Below are 25,653 nucleotides of genomic sequence, written 5' to 3' on the forward strand. Positions count from 1 at the left end.
TGCCCGGGATTGATTATTGTGAACCCTCGGCACGATGGCACCGTTCGTGATCAGACTCAATCGTACCCCTCCCACAGGACCAATTCGTCAAATGCGGAAACGGTCTGACATTGATTTCTTTCTCATCCTCGGGCTGATTTCGTCGGTCTATGTGCTTCTCATCGCTTTTCTGGTCATCGCTGACATCCGCTACACAACTCTGCAGGACTTTCGTCTGGCACTTCAAAAACCCGAGATTCAACATGCCTTCTGGCTCACGTTGAAAACCTGCACCGTCTCAGCGTTTCTCTCAATCTGGATCGGGACTCCACTCGCTTATCTGTTGGCGAGACATCGTTTTCGCGGGGACTGGCTGATCGACACGATCGTCGACATTCCCATTGTGCTTCCGCCGCTAGTTCTCGGATTGAGTTTGCTGATCCTGTTCCATCTTCCGATCAATGGATGGGAACTGGAAAACTGGTTTCGGGACGATCTTGGTTTTCCGGTGACTTATCGTTGGCCAGCTGTCGTGCTCTCGCAGTTTGCAGTGGCCTGTGCTTTCGCGATACGGACCATGCGCGTGACCTTCGATCAAATCGATCGACGTCCCGAAGATGTCGCCCGGACGCTGGGGTGCACCCGGCTTCAGGCCTTTCTGCAGATCGCACTTCCGCAAGCAATTCGCGGCGAAACGGCAGCGTTTACGATCGCATGGGCACGGGCCCTTGGAGAGTTTGGGCCCATTCTGGTCTTCGCGGGGGCAACACGTTTTCGAACGGAAGTTCTCTCGACAACCGTCTTTCTCGAGCTGAGTATCGGGAACCTCGAAGCAGCGGTTGCCGTTTCATTGTTGATGGTGGCTATGGCCATGGTCATTCTCATGATCCTGCGACTCGTCGGGTTGGGAGTCAGAGGATGATCGAAGTCCGCAACCTCAACGTCAGGCAAGGCCAGTTTTCGGTCCGCGATGTCAGCTTCACTATCGAAGCAGGCGAGTACGCGATCCTGATGGGAACAACTGGCGGGGGAAAGACAACGCTGCTCGAATCAATTTGCGGTCTTCGACAGGTCCACTCAGGAAAGATTCTTCTGGATGGAGTTGATGTGACCACCTGGCTTCCGGGAGATCGCGGACTCGGATATGTCCCGCAGGATCTGGCTCTGTTTCCACACCTTAATGTGTCAGAGCATCTTGCTTTCGCACTCAAATTGAGGAAGGTCCCACGCCGGGAAATTCGTCAGCGAGTCGATGAACTCAGCAAACTTCTGGGGATCGAACACCTCATCGACAGGACCATCAAACGACTGAGCGGAGGAGAGTCGCAGCGAGTCGCTTTGGGAAGAGCTCTCGTTTTTCGACCTCGAGCGCTATTGCTCGACGAACCATTCAGTGCACTCGATCAGGAAACACGGTCAGAAATGCACACTCTCGTCAGAAGGTTGACGAGAGACTTCGGAATCACCACGCTCCACGTCACACACAGCGAGGAAGAAGCTCTAGCTCTGGCAGATCGTCGCTTTCTCCTCAAACATGGAAATCTCACCGAACTCAACCTTCAGGGACTCCCCATCGAATCATGAGTATTCGCGTTCAATTCGAAGCACAACTCCGCGAATGTTCGGGAGTGCGAGAAACAACCGTCGAGGCCGATTCTATTTCTCTGCGCGACCTGTTCGTCGCTCTGGGACAACAATTCGGACAAGATTTCTGCCGACGCATCCTCGACGACCAACAACAGCCACGGCGCAGCCTGCTCGTCTTCGTCAACGATGCTTCCGTCACCGCGAGTGATTTCGAAACCCGCCAACTGAACAGTGACGACGTCGTGACTCTCTATCCGCCGATCTCTGGCGGATAACACTCTCTTGAACCGGTTCACTCGAATGTGCATAAGCAGCCATGTTCAATGCTGGTTCGCATTTTCAGGTAAGTTGATCGGCAGAACAATTGCCTGAAATCCCGTCTCCTGAATTCATGTGATGGAAAGGTTGTCCCTGATGTCTGAACTGCCGGAATTGAGCGATGAGGAACGAAGTCGATACGCCTGGCAGATGTGGACTCCTGACATCGGCGAAGAAGGGCAACGTCGTCTCAAAGCAGCCAGTGTTCTGGTGTCTCGTTTAGGAGGAGTCGGTGGAACCGTGGCGTATTATCTCGCTGCCGCCGGGGTTGGAAAACTTGTTCTCGCGCATGCGGGAAACGTCAAACCAAGTGACTTGAACCGTCAGCTCTTGATGACAACCAACTGGCTCGGAAACCCGCGAATCGAATCCGCTACCCGCCGATTAAAAGAATTGAATCCCCATACGGAAATCGTCCCGGTTGCTGAGAACATTTCCAGCGAGAACGCAGACCGTCTGGTCTCTCAAGTCGATCTGGTCGTCGATGCTGCTCCGCTCTTTTCCGAACGATATGCCATGAATGAAGCATGTGTTCGATCCAGGAAACCTTTGGTCGAATCGGCGATGTACGATTTTTCCGCACAACTGACGACAATCATTCCCGGCCGCACTCCCTGTTTATCTTGTATTTATCCCGATGATCCCGCGAATTGGAAGCGCGAGTTCCCTGTGTTTGGAGCTGTTTCGGGGACGGTCGCTTCTCTGGCTGCGGTCGAGGTCATCAAACTCGTCACAGGAGTCGGGACTCCGTTGACGGGTCAAATGTTGTGGATGAATCTCCGCGAGATGGACAATCGAAAGCTCCCCATCGAGAGGCGTTCCGACTGCCCGGTTTGTGGTTCGGTGGACGCTGAACCATCGACAGATTCCAATTTGGGCTGACATTTGCTTGGAATCGAAAGCCGGAACGGTTCTCAGTGACGAAAAATCTGTCCGGAGTCTGGGCGGTCTGTTGATGTTCTCATTCCGGAATGAGACGATGCGGGCAATTCAATAGAATTCAACGAACCTCGGTTGTTTTTCCGTCTCAATATTGAGGGGATCAGCAGCCGCAGCGTCGGAACCATCGGTGATCAGCGTAAAACCTGAACGAACATCACATTAACGGCACTGACTGAGAAAGATTGAGGACGGCATGGCAGATTCGGTGGTATTGGCGTACAGCGGCGGATTGGACACTTCCGTTCTGGTCGGTTGGCTCATGGACCGGGGATACGATGTTCACTGTTTGTACGTTGATCTGGGCCAGCCATGCGAAGACATTGAAGCCATCCTCAAGAAAGCTCTTGATATCGGGGCCAAATCATCCATCGCTGTTGATGTTCAGGAAGAATTGTGCTGCGACTTTGCATTCCCGGTTTTGCAGTGGCAGGCGAAGTACGAGAACATCTATCTGCTCGGAACGTCCATCGCACGCCCTCTGATCTCAAAGATTGCCTTGCAACGAGCTCGCGAAGTCGGTGCTGTCGCTTACGTGCACGGGGCAACCGGAAAAGGCAATGATCAATGCCGGTTCCAACTGGCTGCGGAAGCACTCGACCCGAAAGTCAAAATCATCGCTCCATGGAGAATGGACGAGTTTCGATCACTGTTCCCCGGTCGAAAAGAGATGCTCGAGTACTGCGAGGAAAAGAACATCCCGGTGAAGGCAACCGCATCGAAGCCGTATTCATCGGATGAAAACTGCTTGCACATCAGCTACGAAGCGGGCGATCTCGAAGATCCGAATGTCGACGGATTTCCAATTATCGACTTCGGAATGACCGTCTCGGCTCAGGATGCTCCCGATCAGGAAACGACCGTCAAAATCGGTTTCGAGTCCGGAGTCCCTGTCAGCATCAACGGAGAGAAGAAAAACGCCTTCGAAGTTGTCGACGCACTAAACAAACTCGGAGGGGCCAACGGCGTCGGACGCATCGACATCGTCGAAAACAGATTTGTCGGAATGAAGAGCAGGGGAGTCTATGAAGCTCCCGGAATGACTTGTCTGTACGCAGCCCATCAGGCACTTGAGCAATTGACCGTCGACCGCGACGCGATCCATCTCCGTGATCGCCTGAGCCCTGAAGTCGCCGAGATGGTTTACAACGGCTTCTGGTACTGTGCGAAGATGGATGCCCTGATGGCATTCATCCAACAACTTCAACAGCCTGTCACCGGGGAAGTAACCCTCGGCCTGTACAAGGGCAACGTTCGAGTCGTTGGACGCACATCGCCGAACTCTCTCTACGATGAAGCCATCGCTTCCATGGAAGCAGCCGATGAAGCGGACTACAACCAGAACGACGCCGAAGGATTCCTCAGAATCCTGGGAGTCCCATTGCGAGTCCAGGGGAAAGCACGCCCTCGCCAGTTCTAAATCATCCCGATCAGTTTACTGCACTCGCCTGAATTCGAATCATTCGAAGACGAGTGCGTTGGATCGCGGGGAAAGAATTCAGCTGCACAAACGCGACTGCGTGCGAGGCAAGTCGTTGGGACGAGTCTTGCAAGCGATGTTGCAGTGGCCGAACTGATTGTGAATCGATGAGCGGATCAATCGCTCATCGATTCACTTTTTCTTTGAGACACTCTGCAAGGGAACAGTGTTACAGAGACCATTGACTCGCATTGGTTTGAATTCAATCCAATTGATCTTCAATTTGCTCAGTCAACGCATTGGCTTTGACTTCAGCCTCATCCAGCGGCGGACCGGCATTCATTCCGGGACGGACATGTCCAACATCGGAGAGGTAAGCTGCGTGCCAGAGCATCTGCCGTTGATGAACAAGCTTCTCAAGTGACGGATCGTTCTCACCGGAAGGCGTCACTCCCCAGGCATTTAAGATCGCTTCCGCCAGAATGCGGTGCCCTTCATGATTCAAATGCACGCCATCACCTGACAGGACGAATTCCGGATCGCTTTCTCTTTTCTGCGACACAAAATTCGTCACTGGTGAGTGCAGATCGATGACCATTTCGACTCGATCCTTTTGGGCCAGAATCCAGTCGGCGTAGCGTTTGATGACGTCATCGTAGTTGTCGTAGATCGAGTAATAAGCAAACTCATCGGCGTCTGCGGGAACCAGCTTGCCTTTCATCTTCAACGGCAGCGGATCGAAAGGGGGAGGAGTGAGCAGGATCAGCTTGGCTCCAGATTGATGCACTTTCTCAATCAGCGAGTTGATCCCAGCTTGAAAAATCTGAAACCGTTCCTCATCGAAGGGATGATAGACTCCGTCATTCATACCGTAGCAGGCGACGACAACATCTGGCTTCAATTTTTCGAGCGCCCGTTCCAGCCGTTCATGGACGTTCGGGCGAGGAAAAGGATGTCCCGGCTCCGACAACCCGGAAGCTGTTTCGCTCGGCAGGCCAAGATTGATGATTTCTGGAATCGAGTCCGGAGACTGGCGAAGCAATTCCAGTTCAATCAAAGAGATGTAATACCCCGAATGCGTGATCGAATCGCCGAGAAACAGGACTCTTTCAGCCATCAAGGCCACATCTTGATCACCAGCGAAAGCGCCGATCACAACTGCATTCAGCAAGCTGCACATCAGAAGAATTCGGAACACGAAACTGCGGACCATTCACTCATCTCCAATCGAAGGACGACTGCAAGCAGATTGTTCAACGTCCAAATTGTCGCATAACTGCCTTCTGATCGATACGCTGCCGAGGCTTGGGAAATCTTGCGACTCCAGCAATTTCTCTCAGCGATCAATCAATCCACGAGGGACCAGAACGTGTGTTGAACCGGGTGACTCCTCAACTGCGACCGCTGTGACTCATTCGAATCAGCGATCCCATTTCCAGTCGCTCACTCCCTTCAGATTCTGAATACAGTCCGTCGGCCATCCTCCGTTTTTCAGAGAGATGATTGTTTCGGCTGCCATCGTCAGGGTGTCGAATTGTGATTCAATGTCCAGCCCGGCAACATGGCCGGACAGCAACACGTTATTCATGGAAACCAGCGGGCTGCTGGTCGGCAGAGGTTCCACATCGAAGACATCCAACCCAGCTGCGCGGAGATGCCCGGATTGCAAAGCCTCGATCAAAGCGGATTCGTCGACGAGCGCCCCTCTCGCGGTGTTGATGAAGACGGACCCTTTCTTCATTTTCGCGAATGTGTCGCGATTCATCATCTTCAAAGTCTGCGGAGTCATCGGATTGTGGAGTGACACGTAATCTGACTGGCTCAGAAGGTCATCGAGTTCGAGGGTTTCGATCCCCCATTTCTCGACAAACTCCTTGTTCGGAAACGGCTCGTGAGCGACGACACGCAGGCCCAGACCGATCGCTCGTGTTGCAACAGCCTGTCCAATTCGGCCAAGGCCGACCAGCCCGAGCGTCTGCCCCATGACGCGGGGATGAGCGACGCGTTTCCAGGCCCCGGAGCGAACACGTTGATCGTTCTCCGGAAACCCGCGAGAGACTCCCATCAGCAGGGCGATGGTCTGCTCAGCCACCGAATGATGATTCACTCCTGGAGTGGTCGTCACCACGATTCCCTGACGATCACAAGCTTCGAGATCGACAGCATCGAAACCGACTCCGGTCCGCGCAATGACTTTGAGATCCGGACAATTTTTGATGACCTCCTCCGTGTAGGGTTCGGAACCGGCGATCACCGCACAACAACCGGACAATTCCTCAATGAGATTGGTTGCCTCCCAAAAACTCTTGTCTCGGTTTCCCGGCAAGACTTCAAACCCTTTTTCAGACAGCAACGAAAAATGGGGACCTTCGTCAGAATTGAGAGCACAGCATTTCACGGTCAGCGACAAAGAAATCTCCTCACAGGCGGCAGACAAACGGTTTGAACATCTTGATGCGTTATCACAATAGTTGACACCCACGAGTGGTTCCAGCCAACGGATCAGCTTGGCAAACTTGCTGTTGGACACATCGTTTCTCTGAAATATTGAGGAGTTCGCCGGGATCACCACTTCTTGGAAACTTTTGTGAACGGAGCGTTTTTGGATTGACCGGCGTTGAAAACAGAAATACCATTTCCTGCTCATGAGACTCAGTCTCAATAACACAGGAGTGGAAATGAGTCAAATCTTTGAATCTGATTCCAAAACTGCTTCAGACACCGTCGTTTGTCGATGCCTGAATGTCACGCACTCCACCATTTCTGATTGCGTGAATCTGTACGGAGCAGAAAGCCATCAGGAAGTGCGTGGGCTCTGTGGCGCTGGCGGTGGCTGCATGAGCTGTCGTTCAAGAATCAAGCAACTCATTGCCCAGCATCAAAGCAACCGCTCTGAAGCACGTCGCTAACGGCTTCATCGAGCTTCTGGAGACGCCCCGCCAGCAATTGTGACGGACGCCTGATCATCTCGATTTCAGGCTCGCTGGACCGCCGAAGAGCATCAGCCCAAAAACAGAGCAGGGCAGACACTCTTTCGAATGCCTGCCCTGAATCTGTTTTCAACCTGCAATCAGCTTTGCTCAAACTGCAACTTTTAGAGTGCGAAACATTCGCTCGGATCGCAGCTTTGAAAGTTGAGTTCGGAATCCGAGATCAGTCTTTTGACTCACCCATTTGAGAGAGCATGTAGTTTTCCATGCCGAGCTTGTCGATCAGATCCAGCTGTGCTTCCAGCCAGTCGACGCTTTCTTCAGTTTCACGGATGATCTTTTCCATGATTTCGCGGCTCGCGGCGTCTTTTTCTTCAAGACAGATCTGAACGCCTTCGTTGTATGTCTTGCTGGCGTTCAGTTCGAGGGCGAGATCGTTTTCCAGCTGTTCTTTGATGTTGTCACCGACGCGAATCACGTCATAGCGAGCGATTTCGGGAACTCCATCGAAGAAAAGAATCCGGTCGACCAGAAGTTCTGCATGCTGCATCTCTTCGATCGATTCCTGATAGTGGTGAGCTCCCAGCTTGTTCAAGCCCCAGTTTGTGCACATTTTGGCCTGAACGAAATACTGGTTAATCGCTGTCAATTCGATTGTCAGTCCCGCGTTGAGAGCGTCAATGACGCGTTGACTCCCCTGCATCTGTGACTCCGATCATCACGTTGAAGTGTTCAAAAAATCAGTGAAATTCAGTGTATGTGCTCATCCAGTCGCGATCGATTCCGCCGCCCGACTGGTTGATAATTTTGTGCCGATTGAGACAACGTATCGAGAGTTCCCAGCTTCTGTTTTCCAGCGACAGCAACAGCCCGACACAAAAATCACTGGGCCAAACACGTTCCCGAAACGGGTCAGTCACTACGAAAATCGGCGAAATTCCGAGACCGGTAAAAGTTCCTACTTGAGGTCGTATTCTTTGATTTTGCGATACAGTGTTCTCTCGCCGATGCCCAGCATGGAGGCTGTCTCTTCCCGTTTTCCACCGGTCAATTCGAGCGTTCGAGCGATGTAATATCGTTCGACCTCTTCAAGAGGGCGACCGATGAGGACGTCGGCTCCGGCTCCTCCGGCCGTTCCGTCACTGGACTGACCACAAAGTTCAGCAAGTTCACTCGGCAAATCGTCAACATCCAGCAGGCCATCGACATCGAGCGCGAGCATCCCTTCGATTGTATTGCGAAGCTGGCGAATGTTTCCCGGCCAGTCAAATGTCATGAGGGCCTGTCTCGCTGCCCGGCTGATTCCCTCCACTTCGCGTCCCTGACGCTTACAGAACTCCTTCAGGAAGTGGTCGATGAGCAGGGGAATGTCCTCCCGGCGATCACGTAGCGGCGGAAGATAAATCGTGACGACACTCAAACGGTAGTACAAATCACTGCGAAATGTGCCTTCTTCCATCGCCTGTTTCAGGTCGGCATTTGTTGCAGCGACGAGCCGCACATTGATCGATTTCTCTTCGTTGGAACCGATTCTTGTGATCCGCCGATCTTCCAAGACTCTCAGAAGCTTGATCTGTGTATCTGTCGGCATTTCGCCAACTTCATCGAGGAACAGTGTTCCGCCGTTGGCGTATTCAAATTTTCCAATTCGCTTCGAAGCAGCTCCGGTGAAGGCTCCCTGTTCATGTCCGAACAATTCGCTCTCGAGAATACTTTCCGGCAGAGCGGAGATATTCAGAGGTACGAAAGGCTTGCTCTTGCGGGGGCTATTTTGATGAAGAGCACGTGCGACAAGTTCTTTCCCGGTTCCACTTTCCCCGAGAATCAGGACTGTCGTGTCTGTTGGAGCGAGGTTTTTGAGCTGTTCGATGACGCGATGCATCGACGGGCTGTTGCCGATGACTCCTTCGAACCCGAACTTCTCGTCGAGTCCGCGCGACAGCGCAACATTCCGTCTCAGAAGGCGAATACGACTCGACGCCTTCTCGACAGCTTGACGTAACTCCTGAATATCAAGAGGTTTCGTAAGATAGGTGTAGGCCCCGCTTTGCATCGCTGTGACTACCGTCGGCACCGAACTATGTGCCGTCAGGACAATCACTTCCGAGTCGGGGAGTTCTTCCTTGGCTTTTCGGAGAATCTCCAGTCCATCGACATCGTCCATCTTAAGGTCAGTGATGATGACGTCGAAGTTCTGGCTCTCAATCAATTCCGCTCCACGCGGACCCGAATTCGCAATCGTACACTCACAGTTGATGCGTTCGAGACTTTCAGCAACCGCCTGCGCGTGCGGCTCGTCGTCATCGACGACCAACACCGAAACGGCAATAGCAAAGGCATCTGACCGTGACTGACTCACGTAAATCTTCCTGAGAGAGTGTGACCGGGAAAACCTGCAATATTTACAGGTCGCCGCCACTCTGTAAAGCGGCCGAAATGGCAGTTTGCTGAGAAGTTGGAATTCCAAGCCCTTCGCCCGCAAACTTTCGAATTGCGAAATTTCCTGAACCTCGAAGCAGCGGTGTCATCTTGTGATGTTTCCGCGAGTTCGGGTATTCTTCGACCGTTGACCCTGGCGTCAAACTGAGAACGGAATCCAAACTCCGCCAAAACACGTCGCATCACTGTTTCTGACTCAATGAATGTTTCAGAAAACGACTCGATGAAATGTTTCGGGATCACACTGAATGCATCCCGACTTGTGACTCGCTGCGAATCTCAAAAGCGTAGACACCATGCATCGAGAGAGACGAGTTCAGGGGAGTGCAGAGACACCATGCAAATGGTCTAAGGAAAGCGATGTCGATCCTGCAATGTGAAGATCTGGTCAAAGTTTATCCCGGCGGAAAACGGGCTGTCGACGGTGTTTCTTTTGATGTCGAACCGGGTGAGATTGTCGGGCTGTTGGGCCCGAATGGTGCCGGAAAGTCGACCACATTCCGGATGACTTGTGGCCTCACATCACCCACCAAAGGCAAAGTCTTTCTCAACGGAGTCGATGTCAGCCGGTGGCCGATGTACAAGCGGGCTCGGCACGGAATGGGCTACCTGCCACAAGACCAGAGCATCTTCACCAAGCTATCGGTTGAACAGAATCTCATCGCAATTCTGGAGTTCCTGCCACTTTCGAGGAAAGAACGGAAAGAACGACTCGACCGGCTGCTGGGACAGTTCGGTCTCGATGATAAGCGAAAACAGATCTCATCGACTCTCTCGGGAGGAGAACGTCGACGACTCGAGATCGCACGCTGTTTGTCGAGCAAGCCGAAAATCATCCTTCTCGACGAACCCTTCACCGGAATTGATCCGACCACGATCAATGACATTCAAGACATTATCGGAGAACTGAGAGACTCCGGGATCTCCATTCTGCTCACCGACCACCGGGAGCGTGAAACTCTGACCATCACCGATCGCAGTAATATCATTTGCGATGGTCGCGTTGTTGTCAGTGGAGATGTTGAGACGGTGCTGAACAACAAGGAAGCCCAGGAGAAGTATTTTGGTCGCCGCTTCGATGCAACATCCATTATCGAAGAGAAATCCAATTTCCGCGTCGACCGTGCAGAAACTCTTCCGATTCCCGCCCCGCATACATTCAAAAAGCCGCAGGAAACCGCCAGTCCCGAAACAATTTCGCAGCCGTCAGCTTCGACCGCACCTCGACGAGAGACGGAAGACCGAGTGGACGAATCCGAGTGGCTCTAAATCGAGTTGATGCTGTTTCAGCAGTCGCCTCGGGAATCCATTTCGCACGTCCACAAAGATAGAGTGGGTTGGCTAATTCGGAGGCGTCAAAGATCGTTCGGAGAGTGCTTCGAAATCAGTGAGCTGCGATGAGATCATTCATCGCGGGGGAACCTGCGACGAGTTGTTGCCCGTTCTCACCTGTGCAGCCTTGTTGAGGCGACTTGTCTCCGGAGTCTTGCTTCGGATTCAATTTCTCTCCGCTCCCGGTCCGAACTGACTCGATGTGGTGGCGGCACTTGGGGCAACGATCCAGATGGTTCTCAAATTTCCCAGCGACAACCTCTGTCAGTTTTCCAGCAACGTAGTCCTCTGCCTGATTAATGACTTCAGCACAAGTCATGTGCCCAGCGACCACCTGTCGTTGAGTTTGCAGGACCAGAAATCCGATGAAAAGGAAAACTGCCAGCGATCCCCCAATTGCGGTCAATCGCTTGAGTTTCTCTTGCCGACGACACGTTCTTTGTCGATCCAGCATCGATCGAATCACGCCAGCGGGGCAGTCACCCCAACCTTCGTTGCTGCCTGGATTCTCCGAATTTTCTGACATCAGATTTCTCCGCCTGCGTGAACGGCCTGAAATGCGCTTTCCAAGCCGCCCCTCCCCACTCAACAGTTGATGTATTCAACCAAAGATCTTCAAAGCAACGATTCTTTCGCTGATCGTTTTCACAACAAGACTGCCACGACACTCAAGATTATCGATGTCTGACGCGTTCAAGACTGTAAAGCAGCCCACAAACAGAATGCAATCCGGCAACTTTCGCGATCAACGAGATAACAACTGAAAACAATCCGTCCGTAATTTCGAGGAGAACGCTCAGCCTCACACGTCCTACTCATTGATAAATGTCACGTTCCGTAGCGTGCGGGACGTGCTGTTCTGTGAAGGAATGGGCTGTCGACCGGGACTTCCGGAGAAGTGACTCCGATCGTCGCTGCCAACCGGTCGATATCGTTCAGGATGAGATGCCGTCGTTCGATCTTGAGTTTGCCCTCGGACTGCAAATCCCCCAGAACAACGGTCACTGTCTCACGAGTGCTGCCGATGATGCTGGCCAGTTCCTGATGCGAGAGCTTGATTTTCAGCCGAACGCCGTCAGGAGTTCTCACCCCGTATTGGTCCGCCAGTTCAATCAGAAGATGGATCAGTCGCTCGCGGTTAGACCGGAAGAGCAGGGACTTCAACCGCCGCTCCACACGACGCCGACGAAACCCTATCAACTTTGTGATACCAATCGCCACGTTGGCTTCTGATTCCATTAAGTCCTGAATGATCACCTTCGGAATGCGAATCAACGTGCTGGGCATCATTGCTTCTGCGAACTCTTCACGTTGCCCCCCATCAAAGACAGCCAACTCGCCAAAAACTTCTCCGGGTTCGATCAGTGCCAGAAGTGCCTGTTTTCCATCGGAGGTGACATGGAACAGCTTGACGCGCCCCTTGGTGAGCAGCAAAACCGATTCGCTCGCATCTGACGGAAGATAGATCATCTCCCCTTTGCCGAAAGAGCGACTCTGTGAAGCAGCTTCCAAACGCTCAATTTGATCTTCGGTCAACCGTTCGAACAACGGGCACTCTTTGAGGAACCAAAGTTTTTCGTCCATGCGACACTCAGTTATTAGAAGTCGAAGTTCTCGTCGTGGCTGCGTTCTGCGAATGGGTCATCTCGACTTCGCCTGGAATTGCTCGTTCCGCAGAAAATTCGGTCTCTTTGCCAATGCGTCGTAAGCCAGAAATGCTGATGCTCTCATAACATGCGCGTGACCAAGGCTTTTGACGAGGGATTGGAGTGATCCGATTCCCGGATTACGACGCCATGTTGCTTCAAAGTCTTACCGGGAAAATCGAATTACGCACGAACTCGCATTTGACGAACGCACTCGACGGAAAACAGATCAACATAATCCTTTTGATGAAAGCAAGTTACGATCTATCGCCGGTGACTCAATTGCGTGGACAATGAGAGGAAATCGCGATCGGCGACTATCGGGCAATGCTGCTGATCACTTCTTTGAAAATCGGTTCGTACTTGTCCCAACGGTTATTGGGGCATTTCGCAACGACGTTGTACTGCCACTGCGACCCCACGAGCGTCAGTCGATAGGCTCGCATCTTTCCCCCGAAGCCTTCACTGCCGGTAAATTCAACGAGCCAACCTGTGCCATACGGGACGTCGAATTCTTCACCCGGGGTCTCTTCGTAGTCACTGTAGTCCAGTTCGAACTGTTTCTGGGTGAGAAACTCGTGCACCTTCGCAGCAGGTGGGAGTTCATCAACAGGAGCTTCGCCGGGGATGATCGGACCTCCCGCGGGAAGCGAAGCCATGTCGGCAATTGGAGCTCCTGAGCGGCTGTGACGGACGGAAATACGTGCTGTTCCGTCTTCAAAGGTGGCGAATGGAGGCCGACCTCCCTGACCACCCCCACTTTCGACTTCCCAGTCGCTGGGATACTTGATGTTGAATTGGCCGAGATCGTGCTCAAACGTGGAGTAATTGACCACTTCAGGCTGCTTCGGGCCGCTGCTGCCGCCTCCCATGTTCTGAACGGCGAAGAATCCCCCGATCCCGGCAATGAGGAGTGCTCCTACTCCGACGGCAACTTTGATGCCGGTGTTGGAGTTTTGCTTCTTCGACTTCGAACCCTTTTTGCGTTTGGGTTCGTCGTCCGCTCGTCTTTTTCGCGGAGGAAGTTCCTGCAGAATCGGATCTTCCTTGAGACCGAAGTTCATCCCGTAGTCATCTTCACAGGCAGGTGGAGCCGCGACTTTTTGCTTGACCTTGGGCGAAGGAACCTGAACCACTTCTCCGCATTCTTTGCATTTCATTTTCTTTCCGGCTGCTTCGTCCGGAACTTTGAAACCGCGGCCGCAGGAGCACTTAAAGGAAATTGCCATAAGGTCATCCGGGGTATTGAATGTGTCAGTGAAAAAGATGCCAATGAATCGGGTTCAGATGACAAAAGAATAGCGGTCGTTGACGATCAGAGAAAACGTTCACTGTCCATTCCGTTCGAATCAGATCAACGACTGCCGGTGAGACCTCCGTCCAACTCTCATCGTATGCTTCAGCGAGAAGGATGTCACTCGCTCACCACATCAAATGAGTCGGCTCCCAGAGAGACGGGGGAGGCATCACCCGGTTCCTGTTACGATTTCAATCACTTCTTTGCGGGACCAATTTCGATGTTCACCGCTTCGATTTCTCCGTCATAGGCGAATCGACGAGGATATTTCGCCACGGGATCGCCATCATCGAGGCCAACTTGCAGACCTTCGGCGGGGACTTTTTCGAGAAGCTTTTCGATCGTCCCGCTTCCCACTTTCATTCCGTCGACCTTGAGAACGACTTTTCCCTTTTTCCGAGCGATGACTTCAATCTGATGGGCGTTCTCAATGACGGAATCCGAACTGACAACTTCCAGATGTCCGCCGCTTCGAACCGCGAAGCGAAGCACTCCATCTTGCACGAACAACGAAATTCCATGCGTCACGCCTCCTTGAGCCACAATCACTCCGTCTGGAGCGAATGACTCCAATTGAGCGCGAATCGTAAACGCTGTTCCAACGAGATTCGGAGACTCCGACTTCGACAAATCCGCTCCAGCTTTGAGATCAAACTCTGTTTGCTTTGAGTGGTCGTGGTTTTGGGACCCTCTCCAGGCTCCGAGTGGAAGGACATCAGCGCGAGCAGCCCATTCATCCCAGATCTGTTCGAGTTCACGAACTCGAGCCGGATATTCGGCAGAGAGATCGTTCGCTTCGATGCGATCGACGGAAAGATCGTACAGCTCCCACGGCTTGTTTTCCTTGGCCACGAGTTTCCAGTCGCCAACTCGGACAGCCCGATTTCCTTCGTGCTCCCAAAACAATGCGTCTCGTTCAATCTCTTGCCCCGAGAACGCAGGCTGAAGACTTTTGCCTTCGAACGGTTTGATTTCGTTGTCGCCGATCCGTTTTGGATACTCCGCTCCGGCAACATCAAGACACGTCGCCATGATGTCGATGAGGTGTCCGGGCTGAGACTCCAGTTCGCCTTTTCGGAAAATCCCGTTCGGCCAGTGGCAGATCAAAGGGCTTGAGATTCCGCCTTCGTGCACCCAGTGCTTGTATTCGCGAAACGGAGTGTTCGAAACATTCGCCCAGCCTCGTCCGTAGGCGATGTACGTGTCGGCAGGGCCGGGCATCACTCCGGGACCCTGAACGACGGGATATCCATCTCGCGCCTTGTTCGGAATCATGTCCGTCTGCAATTCCGCGACGTCCATTGCTTCACCGGGACTTTCGGGGCGCTCGCGCAAATTTCCGCTCGGTCTGCGGCCCAGTCCTTCCGCACATCCTCCGTTGTCCTGCAGAAAGAAGATGAGAGTGTCGTCGAGTGCTCCCAGTTCTTCGAGTTTCTCGACAATCCGACCGATTCCTTGATCCATGTTGTCGACCATCGCTGCATAAACTTGCATGCACGCAATTTCCCATTCCCGATGCTCGACTTCGTTCCAGTTTTCCGCGTCAGCAGGCAACTCTGTGTCGGGACGAACGAGCCCAAGTTCTTTCAGTCGATCGAGGCGGGCCTGACGGATTGCCCGGTATCCTTCATCGTAGACTCCGTCATACTTGGCAATATCTTCGGGAAGAGCGTGCATCGGCCAGTGTGCCGCCGTGTACGCAACGTACATGAAGAACGGTTGAATCGGTTTCGACTCCGGTTTTTCGAAATGCTCGTCGATGAAGCGGACCGCATGGTCGCTGATTGCATCTGTGTAGTAATACGTCTCGGGCTGATATTCCGAATCAGCGTATGGAGAAATCTGAGTATTGTCGCGGGTCAACGAATTTGGATCGAAGAAACTTCCCGCTCCATGAATCGTGCCGTAGAAGCGGTCAAATCCCCGCTGCAGCGGCCAGTTGGACTTGTCTCCATCCGGTTTAACGTGTGGAGTCACATGCCACTTTCCTGACATATATGTTGAATATCCGGCAGGTTTCAGGGCTTCGGCGATTGTCACGCACTGACGGTTGAGGTTCCCGCGATAGCCAGCGATTTTCCGATCCGACATCATGTGACCGATCCCCGCCTGATGAGGATAAAGCCCGGTCAGGAGCGAAGCACGAGTCGGACAACATCGGGCTGTGTTGTAAAACTGAGTAAACCGAAGCCCGCCATCAGCGAGTTGTTGCAGATTCGGCGTCTGAATTTCTCCCCCATAGGGTTGAATATCAGAAAAGCCCATGTCGTCAGACATGATCAAGATGATATTCGGTCGCTCCGAGTCGGCGCGATCCGCCGCATCAAGAGACAAGGCAGGAAGCAAGACCGCAGCAATGGAAAGGAATCGACGGAGGAGGGCAGGAATTTTGGGCATGAGGCGAAAACCGTTCAGGGAATTGAATGACAGACGCTGCGTCAGTAAAACGCATCAACGTCAATCGAAATCATCCAGAATCAGCAAGTGACTCACAAGTCAGCGTTTTTAAGAACCTCAGAGTTCTTTAGAATCCCAGTCACTGTTCAATTCTTTGGAAGGACCCACATGTCACCCGCACCACAGTCCGACGACTCGGAATCGGCCAAACTTGACTTCATTCGGGAAATTGTCGCCCGCGACGTCCAGGCCAACACACATCAGGGACGAGTTCATACTCGCTTCCCTCCAGAGCCGAATGGATACCTCCACATCGGCCACGCGAAATCGATCTGCCTGAATTTCGGGATCGCTCAAGAGTTCGGTGGCAAGTGCAATCTTCGATTCGACGACACCAACCCCACCAAAGAAGACGTGGAGTATGTCGAATCGATTCAGGAAGACATTCGATGGCTGGGATTCGAGTGGGATGAACTGCACTTTGCATCAGACTACTTCGAACAACTTTACGAATGGTCCTGCGAACTGATTCGCAAAGAACTCGCCTATGTCGACAGCCAGACACTCGAGGAAATCCGGCAACAGCGCGGGACAGCCACGGAACCGGGTCAGGAGAGCCGGTATCGGAACCGCTCGGTCGACGAGAACCTCGATCTGTTCTCCCGAATGAGAAGCGGAGAATTCGCAGACGGAGAGCACGTGCTGCGGGCGCGGATCGATATGGCGTCCAAGCATCTCATTCTCCGCGATCCGTTGATGTATCGAATTCGGCATGCCGAACATCATCGAACCGGCAATCAGTGGTGCATCTACCCGATGTACGACTATGCCCATGGACAAAGTGATGCGATCGAAGAGATCACTCACTCGATCTGCACACTCGAATTCGATACGCATCGACCGCTTTACGACTGGTTTATCGAAAAGCTCGGGATCTTTCCGTCGCATCAGTACGAATTTGCCCGCTTGAATCTCACCTACACAGTGATGAGCAAGCGCAAGTTCATTGATCTTGTCGATGGAAATTATGTCGACGGCTGGGATGACCCGCGCATGCCAACGCTCAGCGGGATGCGGAGAAGGGGATACACTCCGGAAGCAATCCGCAACTTCTGCTCCGAAATTGGAGTCACCAAATACAACGGCCTTACTGATTTGGTCGTTCTCGAAAATGCGCTTCGCGCCGATTTGAACAAGCGAGCCGAACGGCGGATGGCAGTGCTTGATCCGCTGCGAGTTGTCATCACGAATTACCCGGAAGGGGAATCTGAAGAACTCGACGCTGTCAACAATCCGGAAGATGAGTCCGCTGGCACGCGGAAGATTCCTTTCGGTCGCGAAATCTTCATCGAGCGCGATGACTTCATGGAAGATCCGCCGAAGAAATTCTTCCGCCTCGGTCCTGGTCGAGAAGTTCGCCTTCGCTGGGCGTATTTTCTGACCTGTCAGGAAGCGATCAAAGACGAAGACGGGAACATCGTCGAATTGAGATGCACATACGACCCGGAGACAAAAGGGGGCAATGCTCCCGATGGAAGAAAAGTGAAAGGGACCATTCACTGGGTAAGTGCCGAACACTCTGTTGAAGCAGAAGTTCGACTCTACGATCACCTTCTGAAAGTCGAAAACCCCGCCGACATGCCAGAAGGGCAAGACTGGAAAGAGGCACTCAATGAGAATTCATTGAGTGTTCTTAAGGGATGCCGTCTGGAACCGAGTCTCGCCGATAACGACGGGGCGATGCCGGTCCAGTTTGAGCGGAAAGGCTATTTCATTCAGGACGCTCGCGATTCCGCTGCCGGTCACCTCGTCTTCAACCGCACTGTTTCTCTCAAAGACAGTTGGTCGAAGAAAGGGCGTCGTTAACGTTCTTCAGCTTGATTCCTGAAGAATGCACAGTCATCAACCTCGGAAGCGCAGGGGCAGAATGTCACGCGTTTCCGAGGTTCACACTTTGCTCACTGCTCACTCATCTGTCGCGCACTCATCCGTCACTTGAACAACAATCGTGTGACGCTTTTCTTCTTCCCGTTTGGGAAGCGTGACCGTTAGCACTCCGTTCTGGAAAACGGCACTCGCTGCGTCTTCTCGGACGAGGCATGGCAGCTCCACTGCTCGAGAGAAGCGGGGTTTGCGACGTTCCTGGCGGTGTTGTGTCCCTTCGACTTCTTTCGCTTCTTCAATGTGCTCAGCCCGAACATGCAAACGTAAGCCGACAACTTCCAGGTTGATTTCGTTGGAATCAACTCCGGGAAGTTCCATGACGACTCGCACCTCCATCGGCGTCTCAACGAGATCGACCTCGGGGACACGGACGTCTTTGGAGGAGGGCTCTGTTCCTTCCCATTGACGGGTGAAACGGTTCAGCATGTTGTCAAACTCTTGTTGGAGAGCTTGAAAGGGATCTCGACGAAACAGGGACTGCTGCCCTCGTTCTTGTGAAGAAAAATCCGGTTCCACAGCACAGTCCTCCTTATCTGAATGGAATTCGAACTCACCAGAATGAAACGTGATCTCCGGGCAATGCCTGTCTTTCAACAAAACCAATTGCGAGGTGGGAGATCAGCGACAAACACTTCTGGTCTGTCGACACATTCTATGGCATCTCCATCTTTGAATTGCAGCGATTCGCGAGCAAACCATCCTTTCACGGAAAGTTAACGAGTTCAGGAAAGTGCTTGGAATCCGTGAAATGGTCTGTTCATCTTCGTCGTGGCCGTCTGTCACAATTTCCAAAAATTCTCTTCAGTGACTCGACAGGTCCTATCGCCCGGAAACTCGCGTCGCTTCTCAGCAACAAGGTGTTTCCCGAATGAAACTTCACACTTCGCAAGTTTCCTGAAACACCATTTTCGGAATCCGAAAGTCGCCCAAAATTCTCTCAATCTCCTCACCGTTCGTGTTTCTAAGACATTCGGCCAAAATTCGAAAAAATTGTTCTTTTCGCCTTCGTCTGCTTCATTCAAGGTTTACATTTCGAAGAGGGTAATAGAACAATAACCCATGTACGTTTGTTGATGGGCCAACAACAAGAACAAGGGTAGGGCATGAGAATCATGCAATTTGGTGGACTCTACTTTTTGATCACAGTCACGCTGCACTTTCTTGTGCAGCAGATCCGTCAGCTCCCGATTCTACCCCAGGTCGGACGACGCGCGGCGGGGTTGGTCGAAGCTCCGATCATGCTTGTGTTGATCTTCATCACTGCCGCTGTTCTCGTGCGGCTCATTGGATCTCAACTCACCTCCCGATCACTGCTCATCGCGGGCGCATTTGCAACCGGGCTACTCATCGTCTCCGGGCTGCTTCTTGATATCGGTGTGAGCGGTTATCGCCCCAGCGAATACTTCCTCAATGCCGATCGCACGACGCGGGCCGTTTATCTGGGCGGACTCTTCGTCTTTGCACTCTCTCCAGCACTTGTTCAGCAAATTCGAACGAAGCAAGTTTGAGACGATGGTACACTCGTCGCAATCGTGCTGGGGAACGGCCTGAAGAAGGCGCTCTCAATTCCTCCACTCGCATTCATGACATCAGGTCTTTACATTGAGAGGCGGTTCCCCCTGATCACTTCGATCGTGTTGTGAAGACGCAGTTGTGACGGCGTAAGACGCTGTAATCGTGCAACAGTTTTGGCTCCCTCAGTGGAAACGTGTCTTCAACAACCCGTTCGAGTCTGGTCCTGGAATCGAACAACGAATTAGAAAAGAATATGATTCTCAACGATTCGAATCGCGTTGAGAAACGTTGCACTTCCGCCGTTGACATCAATCGACGCGCCCGTCCCCAATCTTGAAGCGGCAGCAATTCATTCCCATAGGAAGTACATCAGCAGATGATTAAAGTTTCCGAGGGTCGACTCCAAACCGTTTGTCTTCTATTCATCACAACGGTCCTGGCGACGTTTGCCGCTTACTGGCTGCGTCCCGTTCTTGTTCCACTGGTGTTGGCTGTCTTCATCGTGAATGGAGTCACACCGATTCTGGAGTTTCTCGAGAAGTCGATCGCTTCGTCTCGATTTACCGCAGCTGTGATTGCGTTCCTTGTCGGTTCACTGGTGATGGTCATGTTGATGGCATCGCTCTGGGCATCAGTCGTGGACCTTTCGAAGAACTGGGCGACCTATGAGGCTCAATTGCAACTGATGATGCGGAATCTCCGCACGGTTCTCCCGATGCCTTTGGAACCTGATGTGCCGGAGGAGCCGAGAGAAAAACGCCTAGGCGAAAGAGATCCTCCGCTCATTTCTCAGTCTTCTCCAGACATCGACGATACCGCGGATTCCGAGTCATCAGACAAGGAAGATTCTGGAACGTCCGACATCTCGACTGCAGAAGAACTTCCTGTTGAAGCTCCTCCGGACGAAAAGAGCGGCGATGGCGGTTCTCCTCCGGAACAACCCGAGGGAGATCCAACGGACGGTTCCAGTCCGACAGATGATTCCAATTCTGAAAACGTCGGCCAGAGCGAAGACAATTCCGCGCCACGTGAGCAGGACGAAGGAGAAAATGCGGAGCAAGAGAATCCCAATTCTTCAGAGACCAATCCGCCTGATCCCAGTTCGGAATCAACTGTGGAGTCCTCCGGTGCGAGTGAAGAATCTGCCGAAACCGGCGAACTGGTGGCCAGACCACTGCACCGAATTACTCCGGTCGATTCGCAAACCAAAGTCCTTGCGCCGGAAGTTCGCCCGAAGACTGTCCCCAGCGACAACGACACCTTCAGCCGATTGCTGACGAACACAGTCCGGGCTGGGTTCTTCGACATGTCCCAGCTCTTTCTCCAGATGATCTCCTCCAGCGTGATCGTGCTGATTTACGTCTTCTTTCTCATGCTGGGTGTTCCGAATCCGTCCGCCCGTCCGCAAGTTCTGAATGAGATCGACCGACAGATTCGTTCGTATTTGTCGCTGAAATCGGTGATCTCTGTTCTGACCGGATGCGTTTTCGGATTGACCCTTTGGTTTTTCGGAATTCCGATGGCACTGGCGTTTGGTGTAATGGCGTGCTTTCTGAATTTCATTCCCAACATCGGCCCGATCATTGCCAGTCTGCTTCCATTGCCACTGATTATTCTCCAACCAGGAGCGGGCATTCTATGGATCGTACTCGTCGTCGCACTCACAAGCACAATCCAGTTCGTCAGCGGGAATGTCATTGAGCCCCGCTTGATGGGAAAGTCTTCCGACCTGCATCCAATCGTCGTGCTTGTGGCTCTGATGTTCTGGGGAATGCTGTGGGGAGTCGTGGGAATGTTCCTGGCGGTTCCGATCACCTCGGGAATTCGAATTGCTCTGAATGAATTCGAACAGACTCAGGGAATCGCGGAGATGATGGCCGGACGCTGGCCCGAACAGCTAGTCGTTGTTTCAAATTCCGAGGGTCATGAGTCAAATTCCGGAACTGTTTGATTTCGTTCGAGAAGTCAACGAGTTTGAATTGCGATCGCAGATTCCAGTTTCACGTGTCTGAGGACTCTTCATCAGCTTCGTGAGCATGCGATCGTCGATCACCTGCTCGTGAAATCGCCCCGAGACGGGGGTGAACCACAGCCCACGATTGCATTTCAACGAAAAGGAACGATGCCGTCCAGGCGATGAGAACGAGCCCGATCAGTGTTTCAAGAACCGTCATCATTCGCAGGTTTCCGACGGGGATTAAATCGCCGAAGCCCAATGACGTATAGACCTGAAACGAGAAGTACCAGTAGTCCTCGGAGCGCACGCCGTCTCCATCTTGAATCCAGCCATTTCCGGGAAAGTGGCTAAGTATTTCGTAGACGAATGAGAACAGCAACATCTCAAGGATGTGAGCCATCAGGACACCGAGAATCGTCACGTTGATCCACCATCGTTTCCTCTGATGAACTTGATCCCTGGGAGTGGCGAGAAAAGTGAAGGTGTTGTAGTGGATCGCGACGCATGTCAAAACGAGCGTCGCGGAGACAACACAAATCAAAAACATTTCGGAGCCCCTGATTTCTGAGCAAATTGGTCTTGGCCGTGCACTCGTTCTGGCTGTTTGACCTGTGATTCGTTCAGTCTGCTCGGTCGAATTTGCGACGACGGTTTCAAAAACCGATTGACTCTGTCTATGAGCTTTGCGGCGAAGCCGAGTCGGGGCTTGCGTTTCCATCAGTTTCGACAGAGGCTGAATCGTTCTTCGGCGTTCTCCACTCAGCGAGTCCACGGAAGAGGACGAAGAATGTTGGAACGAAGAGGAACGAAAAGATCGTCGCTGCCAACATCCCCCCGACGATCGCATTTCCGACCGCCTGCCGACTCGCCGCACCAGCTCCGGAAGCGACCAGAAGCGGAAGGAATCCGAGAATCGACGAGAAAGCCGTCATCAAGATCGCTCGAAATCGTAGTTCCGCAGCTTTGACCGCAGCCTCCTGAATCGACAGCCCCAAGCGTCGCTGTTCGCTCGCAAACTCAACAATCAGAATCGCATTCTTACTTGCCAATGCGACGAGAAGAACGATTCCGATTTGCGTGTATGTGTTGTTGTCTGCTCCTCTCACAATCAGAGCCAGAACCACACCGAGCGCCGCTAACGGAACCACCGCGATCACAGCAGCAGGACTTGTCCAACTTTCGTACTGAGCAGCGAGAACGAGAAAGACGAAGATGACCGCCAGACCGAAAATCGCAAGTTGCCCGCCCGAAGCAAGTTTCTCCTGATAGGACATCCCAGTCCATTCATAACCGAAGGAATCCGGGAGTTCCTTACCGGCAAGCTGTTCCATCAGCTGCAATCCCTGACCGGAACTGAATCCCGCAGCGGCTGATCCGTTCACCGAGGCACTCGGATACAAATTGTATCGCCGGACGGTCGTCGGTCCGAAATCATCCTCGACATTCACCAGTGAATCCAGAGGAACCATTTGCCCTGTTAGATCGCGGACATTCAACGATGAGATATCAGAAGGAAAGGCACGATACTCCGCTTCTGCCTGAACACGCACTTGATACGAACGATTGAGGTAGGTGAAGTCATTGACATATGCCGAACCAAGATAAGCTTGAAGCGTCCCGAAAATGGAGCTGAGCGGGACACCCATTGTTTTGGCTTTTGTCCGGTCGATCTCAACAAACAATTGAGGAACGTTCGCGCGGAATGTCGTGTTCAAAGCTGCCAGACCGGATTGGTCAGTGCCAGCAAGCACAACGGATTCGGCAACGTTTTGCAGCTCGGCGTACCCCGCATTCCCTCGATCCTGAATCTCCATCTGAAAACCGCCAGCGTTTCCGAGTCCATCAATCGGGGGAGGAATGAAACCGAAGACAATTGCTTCGGTCACTCCGTAAAACTTCTGCTGCAGACTCGCCAGAATCGAACCCTGGCTCAACTCCGGTGTTTTCCGATCATCCCAGGGCTCAAACATCAAGACCGAGAACCCCATATTGGAACCGGCATTTCCGCTCAGAAGCGAATACCCTGAGATGTTGATGTAATTGGCGATTCCTGGTGTCTCTTCATAAATGGACTCCAGATCGGTGAGCACGTCGCGAGTTCGTTCCAGTGTCGCTCCATCAGGCAATTGAATGTTGGTGAACATGTAGCCTTGATCTTCAACTGGAACGAAACCTGTTGGCAACTGTTCGAAGCTATATCCCGTCAGTCCCACGAGTCCGAAATAGATGACCATGACCAGCGTGACGACTTTCACCAGACGGCCGATCACGGACTTGTAGCCACGAGTTCCCCAATCGAAAACGTTGTTGAATCCGCGGAAAAAGAAGTTCTTCTTTTCTTTGGCGGGGCGAAGAATCAGTCCGCACAGGGCAGGGCTGAGAGTCAGAGCGTTGAGCGTACTGATCAACACAGCTGCCGAAATTGTGAGTGCAAACTGTCGGTTGAGTTGTCCAGTGATTCCCCCCATGAATGCGGTCGGGACAAACACCGCCAGGAGAACCAGCGTCGTCGCGATCACCGGCCCGGTGATTTCTTCCATTGCCTTCACCGCAGCCTGTTTGGGAGCCATTCCGTTGTCGACGTGGCGAGTTGAGTTCTCGACCACCACAATGGCATCGTCCACCACAATTCCGATCGCCAGAACCACTCCGAACAGCGAAAGCATGTTGATGGAAAACCCAAGCCCGGCGATGATGGCGAACGTTCCGATCAACGAAACGGGAATCGCGACGACCGGAACAATGGTGGCTCTCCAGTCCTGGAGAAAGAGATAAATCACAATCACCACAAGCAAAGCGGCAACGAAGAGCGTTTCATAGACCTCGTTGATCGAGGCGGTCACGAAGAGCGTCGTATCAAACGGGATCGAATACTCCATCCCTTCCGGCCAGTTTCTGTCCGCTGCGAGATCTGCCATTCGGGTCTCGACAGCCTTCGCTGTGTCGAGAGCATTCGCCCCGGGCAACTGATAGATCGCCATCGATGCAGATGGCTGCCCGTTGAATGTGGAATCGAACGTGTATGACTTCGCCCCCAACTCGACGCGGGCGACATCTCCCACGCGGAGGACCTGTCCGTCTTCTCCGGTCCGAACGATGATCTCTTTGAACTGATCAACGGTGACTAATCGTCCCTGTGTATTGACCGTGTACTCAATTTCCGCACCCGGCGGGGTTGGTGCTGCCCCAATCTGACCGGCAGCAACCTGAACATTCTGTTCTCGAATCGCCTGGACGATGTCTTCTGTCGTTAACCCTCGTTGTTTGAGAAGATGCGGATTCAGCCAGACTCGCATCCCGTAGTCCCCGACACCGAAGACCATCACATCTCCGACACCTGCGACTCGACTCAACTCATCTTTGATCGTGAGCCCATAGTTACTGAGGAACAGGGCGTCGTATGTCTGATCGGGTGAGGAGAGGGCAATAAACTGTAGAATCTGGGTCGATTGCTTTTTCGTGGTGATCCCTTGTCTTCGAACATCTTCTGGAAGTTTGGGTTCGGCAATGGCGACTCTGTTCTGTACCAGAACCGCAGCAATATCCATGTCGGTCCCCAATTCGAAGGTGACCGTCAGCGTGTAAGACCCGTCGCTGGCGCTCGTCGAGGACATATAAATCATCCCCTCAACGCCGTTCACCTCTTGTTCAATTGGAGTCGCAACCGTTTCTGCGATCGTGGCGGCGTTCGCTCCGGGATAGGTCGCTTTCACCTGAACCGTGGGCGGAGAGACTTCCGGAAATTTCGCGACCGGCAATGCTCCAAATGAAACAATCCCGGCGATGATGATGACGATCGAAATGACCGACGCGAAGATGGGACGGAAAATGAAGAATCGCGACATGCGAACTGCTCTCAAGATTTTGAAAGAGGATGGAATCGACCGGAGACGGAACTTATCGACTTCTCATGAAGTGTGCTTTCAGTCGTGAAGAGCGTCTGTTTCGAAAGG

At 52.7% G+C, this 25,653-nt stretch carries 21 protein-coding genes; 10 read left to right on the top strand and 11 right to left on the bottom strand.

Annotation, left to right across the window (positions count from 1 at the left end):
• Positions 1-91: 91 nt before the first annotated feature.
• From KOR42_RS15730 to KOR42_RS15750, 5 genes are all read left to right on the top strand, one after another.
• The gene (locus KOR42_RS15730; RefSeq protein ID WP_146510798.1) at positions 92-901 is read left to right on the top strand and encodes an ABC transporter permease; all 810 of its coding nucleotides are present in this window, start codon (positions 92-94) and stop codon (positions 899-901) included.
• On the top strand, positions 898-1,563 hold the full coding sequence (locus KOR42_RS15735) for an ABC transporter ATP-binding protein (RefSeq protein ID WP_146510799.1): 666 nt from the start codon (positions 898-900) through the stop codon (positions 1,561-1,563). The genes KOR42_RS15730 and KOR42_RS15735 overlap by 4 nt, the downstream gene beginning before the upstream one ends.
• Complete coding sequence (locus KOR42_RS15740) at positions 1,560-1,841, top strand: MoaD/ThiS family protein (protein ID WP_146510800.1); 282 nt, start codon at positions 1,560-1,562, stop codon at positions 1,839-1,841. Before KOR42_RS15735 ends, KOR42_RS15740 begins: the two co-directional genes overlap by 4 nt.
• Before the next feature lie 139 nt (positions 1,842-1,980).
• Positions 1,981-2,766 (top strand): HesA/MoeB/ThiF family protein, encoded by a 786-nt coding sequence (locus KOR42_RS15745; protein ID WP_146510801.1) that lies wholly within the window; start codon positions 1,981-1,983, stop codon positions 2,764-2,766.
• A 253-nt stretch (positions 2,767-3,019) separates the two neighbouring features.
• Positions 3,020-4,243 (top strand): argininosuccinate synthase, encoded by a 1,224-nt coding sequence (locus KOR42_RS15750; RefSeq protein WP_146510802.1) that lies wholly within the window; start codon positions 3,020-3,022, stop codon positions 4,241-4,243.
• A gap of 262 nt (positions 4,244-4,505) precedes the next feature.
• Here KOR42_RS15750 and KOR42_RS15755 read toward each other — a convergent pair whose 3' ends face one another.
• Both KOR42_RS15755 and KOR42_RS15760 read right to left on the bottom strand, forming a co-directional pair.
• Entirely contained in the window at positions 4,506-5,456 is a 951-nt protein-coding gene (locus KOR42_RS15755; protein WP_146510803.1) for an SGNH/GDSL hydrolase family protein, read from the bottom strand.
• Positions 5,457-5,663: 207 nt separating this feature from the next.
• Positions 5,664-6,653, bottom strand: a complete 990-nt coding sequence (locus KOR42_RS15760; protein ID WP_231740950.1) for a phosphoglycerate dehydrogenase — start codon at positions 6,651-6,653, stop codon at positions 5,664-5,666.
• 268 nt (positions 6,654-6,921) lie between these two features.
• Between KOR42_RS15760 and KOR42_RS15765 the strand changes: the two genes are divergently transcribed.
• On the top strand, positions 6,922-7,152 hold the full coding sequence (locus KOR42_RS15765; RefSeq protein WP_197441239.1) for a (2Fe-2S)-binding protein: 231 nt from the start codon (positions 6,922-6,924) through the stop codon (positions 7,150-7,152).
• 244 nt (positions 7,153-7,396) lie between these two features.
• Here KOR42_RS15765 and bfr read toward each other — a convergent pair whose 3' ends face one another.
• Positions 7,397-7,876, bottom strand: coding sequence for a bacterioferritin (gene bfr, locus KOR42_RS15770; protein WP_146510806.1), 480 nt, complete (start codon positions 7,874-7,876; stop codon positions 7,397-7,399).
• Positions 7,877-8,131: 255 nt separating this feature from the next.
• Positions 8,132-9,532, bottom strand: coding sequence for a sigma-54-dependent transcriptional regulator (locus KOR42_RS15775; protein ID WP_231740951.1), 1,401 nt, complete (start codon positions 9,530-9,532; stop codon positions 8,132-8,134).
• A gap of 440 nt (positions 9,533-9,972) precedes the next feature.
• Between KOR42_RS15775 and lptB the strand changes: the two genes are divergently transcribed.
• Positions 9,973-10,881, top strand: a complete 909-nt coding sequence (gene lptB / locus KOR42_RS15780) for an LPS export ABC transporter ATP-binding protein (protein WP_146510807.1) — start codon at positions 9,973-9,975, stop codon at positions 10,879-10,881.
• A gap of 115 nt (positions 10,882-10,996) precedes the next feature.
• Here lptB and KOR42_RS15785 read toward each other — a convergent pair whose 3' ends face one another.
• From KOR42_RS15785 to KOR42_RS15800, 4 genes are all read right to left on the bottom strand, one after another.
• On the bottom strand, positions 10,997-11,470 hold the full coding sequence (locus KOR42_RS15785) for a zf-HC2 domain-containing protein (protein ID WP_146510808.1): 474 nt from the start codon (positions 11,468-11,470) through the stop codon (positions 10,997-10,999).
• Between the two features lie 302 nt (positions 11,471-11,772).
• Complete coding sequence (locus KOR42_RS15790; protein ID WP_146510809.1) at positions 11,773-12,528, bottom strand: Crp/Fnr family transcriptional regulator; 756 nt, start codon at positions 12,526-12,528, stop codon at positions 11,773-11,775.
• A 379-nt stretch (positions 12,529-12,907) separates the two neighbouring features.
• Positions 12,908-13,750: a hypothetical protein gene (locus KOR42_RS15795; protein WP_231740952.1), complete on the bottom strand. Its 843-nt coding sequence runs from the start codon at positions 13,748-13,750 to the stop codon at positions 12,908-12,910.
• Positions 13,751-14,082: 332 nt separating this feature from the next.
• Complete coding sequence (locus KOR42_RS15800; RefSeq protein WP_146510811.1) at positions 14,083-16,284, bottom strand: arylsulfatase; 2,202 nt, start codon at positions 16,282-16,284, stop codon at positions 14,083-14,085.
• Between the two features lie 168 nt (positions 16,285-16,452).
• Between KOR42_RS15800 and KOR42_RS15805 the strand changes: the two genes are divergently transcribed.
• Entirely contained in the window at positions 16,453-18,150 is a 1,698-nt protein-coding gene (locus tag KOR42_RS15805) for a glutamine--tRNA ligase/YqeY domain fusion protein (RefSeq protein ID WP_146510812.1), read from the top strand.
• Between the two features lie 99 nt (positions 18,151-18,249).
• Here KOR42_RS15805 and KOR42_RS15810 read toward each other — a convergent pair whose 3' ends face one another.
• A complete protein-coding gene (locus KOR42_RS15810; protein WP_231740953.1) occupies positions 18,250-18,654 on the bottom strand; it encodes an Hsp20/alpha crystallin family protein in 405 nt (134 codons plus the stop codon).
• Between the two features lie 677 nt (positions 18,655-19,331).
• Here KOR42_RS15810 and KOR42_RS15815 point away from each other — a divergent pair.
• Together KOR42_RS15815 and KOR42_RS26720 are read left to right on the top strand one after the other, a co-directional pair.
• Positions 19,332-19,736 (top strand): hypothetical protein, encoded by a 405-nt coding sequence (locus KOR42_RS15815; RefSeq protein WP_146510814.1) that lies wholly within the window; start codon positions 19,332-19,334, stop codon positions 19,734-19,736.
• A 383-nt stretch (positions 19,737-20,119) separates the two neighbouring features.
• On the top strand, positions 20,120-21,694 hold the full coding sequence (locus KOR42_RS26720) for an AI-2E family transporter (protein ID WP_197441240.1): 1,575 nt from the start codon (positions 20,120-20,122) through the stop codon (positions 21,692-21,694).
• Positions 21,695-21,743: 49 nt separating this feature from the next.
• Here KOR42_RS26720 and KOR42_RS15825 read toward each other — a convergent pair whose 3' ends face one another.
• Entirely contained in the window at positions 21,744-22,247 is a 504-nt protein-coding gene (locus KOR42_RS15825; RefSeq protein ID WP_197441241.1) for a potassium channel family protein, read from the bottom strand.
• A gap of 127 nt (positions 22,248-22,374) precedes the next feature.
• A complete protein-coding gene (locus KOR42_RS15830) occupies positions 22,375-25,545 on the bottom strand; it encodes an efflux RND transporter permease subunit (RefSeq protein ID WP_146510816.1) in 3,171 nt (1,056 codons plus the stop codon).
• Positions 25,546-25,653: the final 108 nt, after the last annotated feature.

It is taken from the genome of Thalassoglobus neptunius, from assembly GCF_007859735.1.
GTDB lineage: Bacteria > Planctomycetota > Planctomycetia > Planctomycetales > Planctomycetaceae > Thalassoglobus > Thalassoglobus neptunius.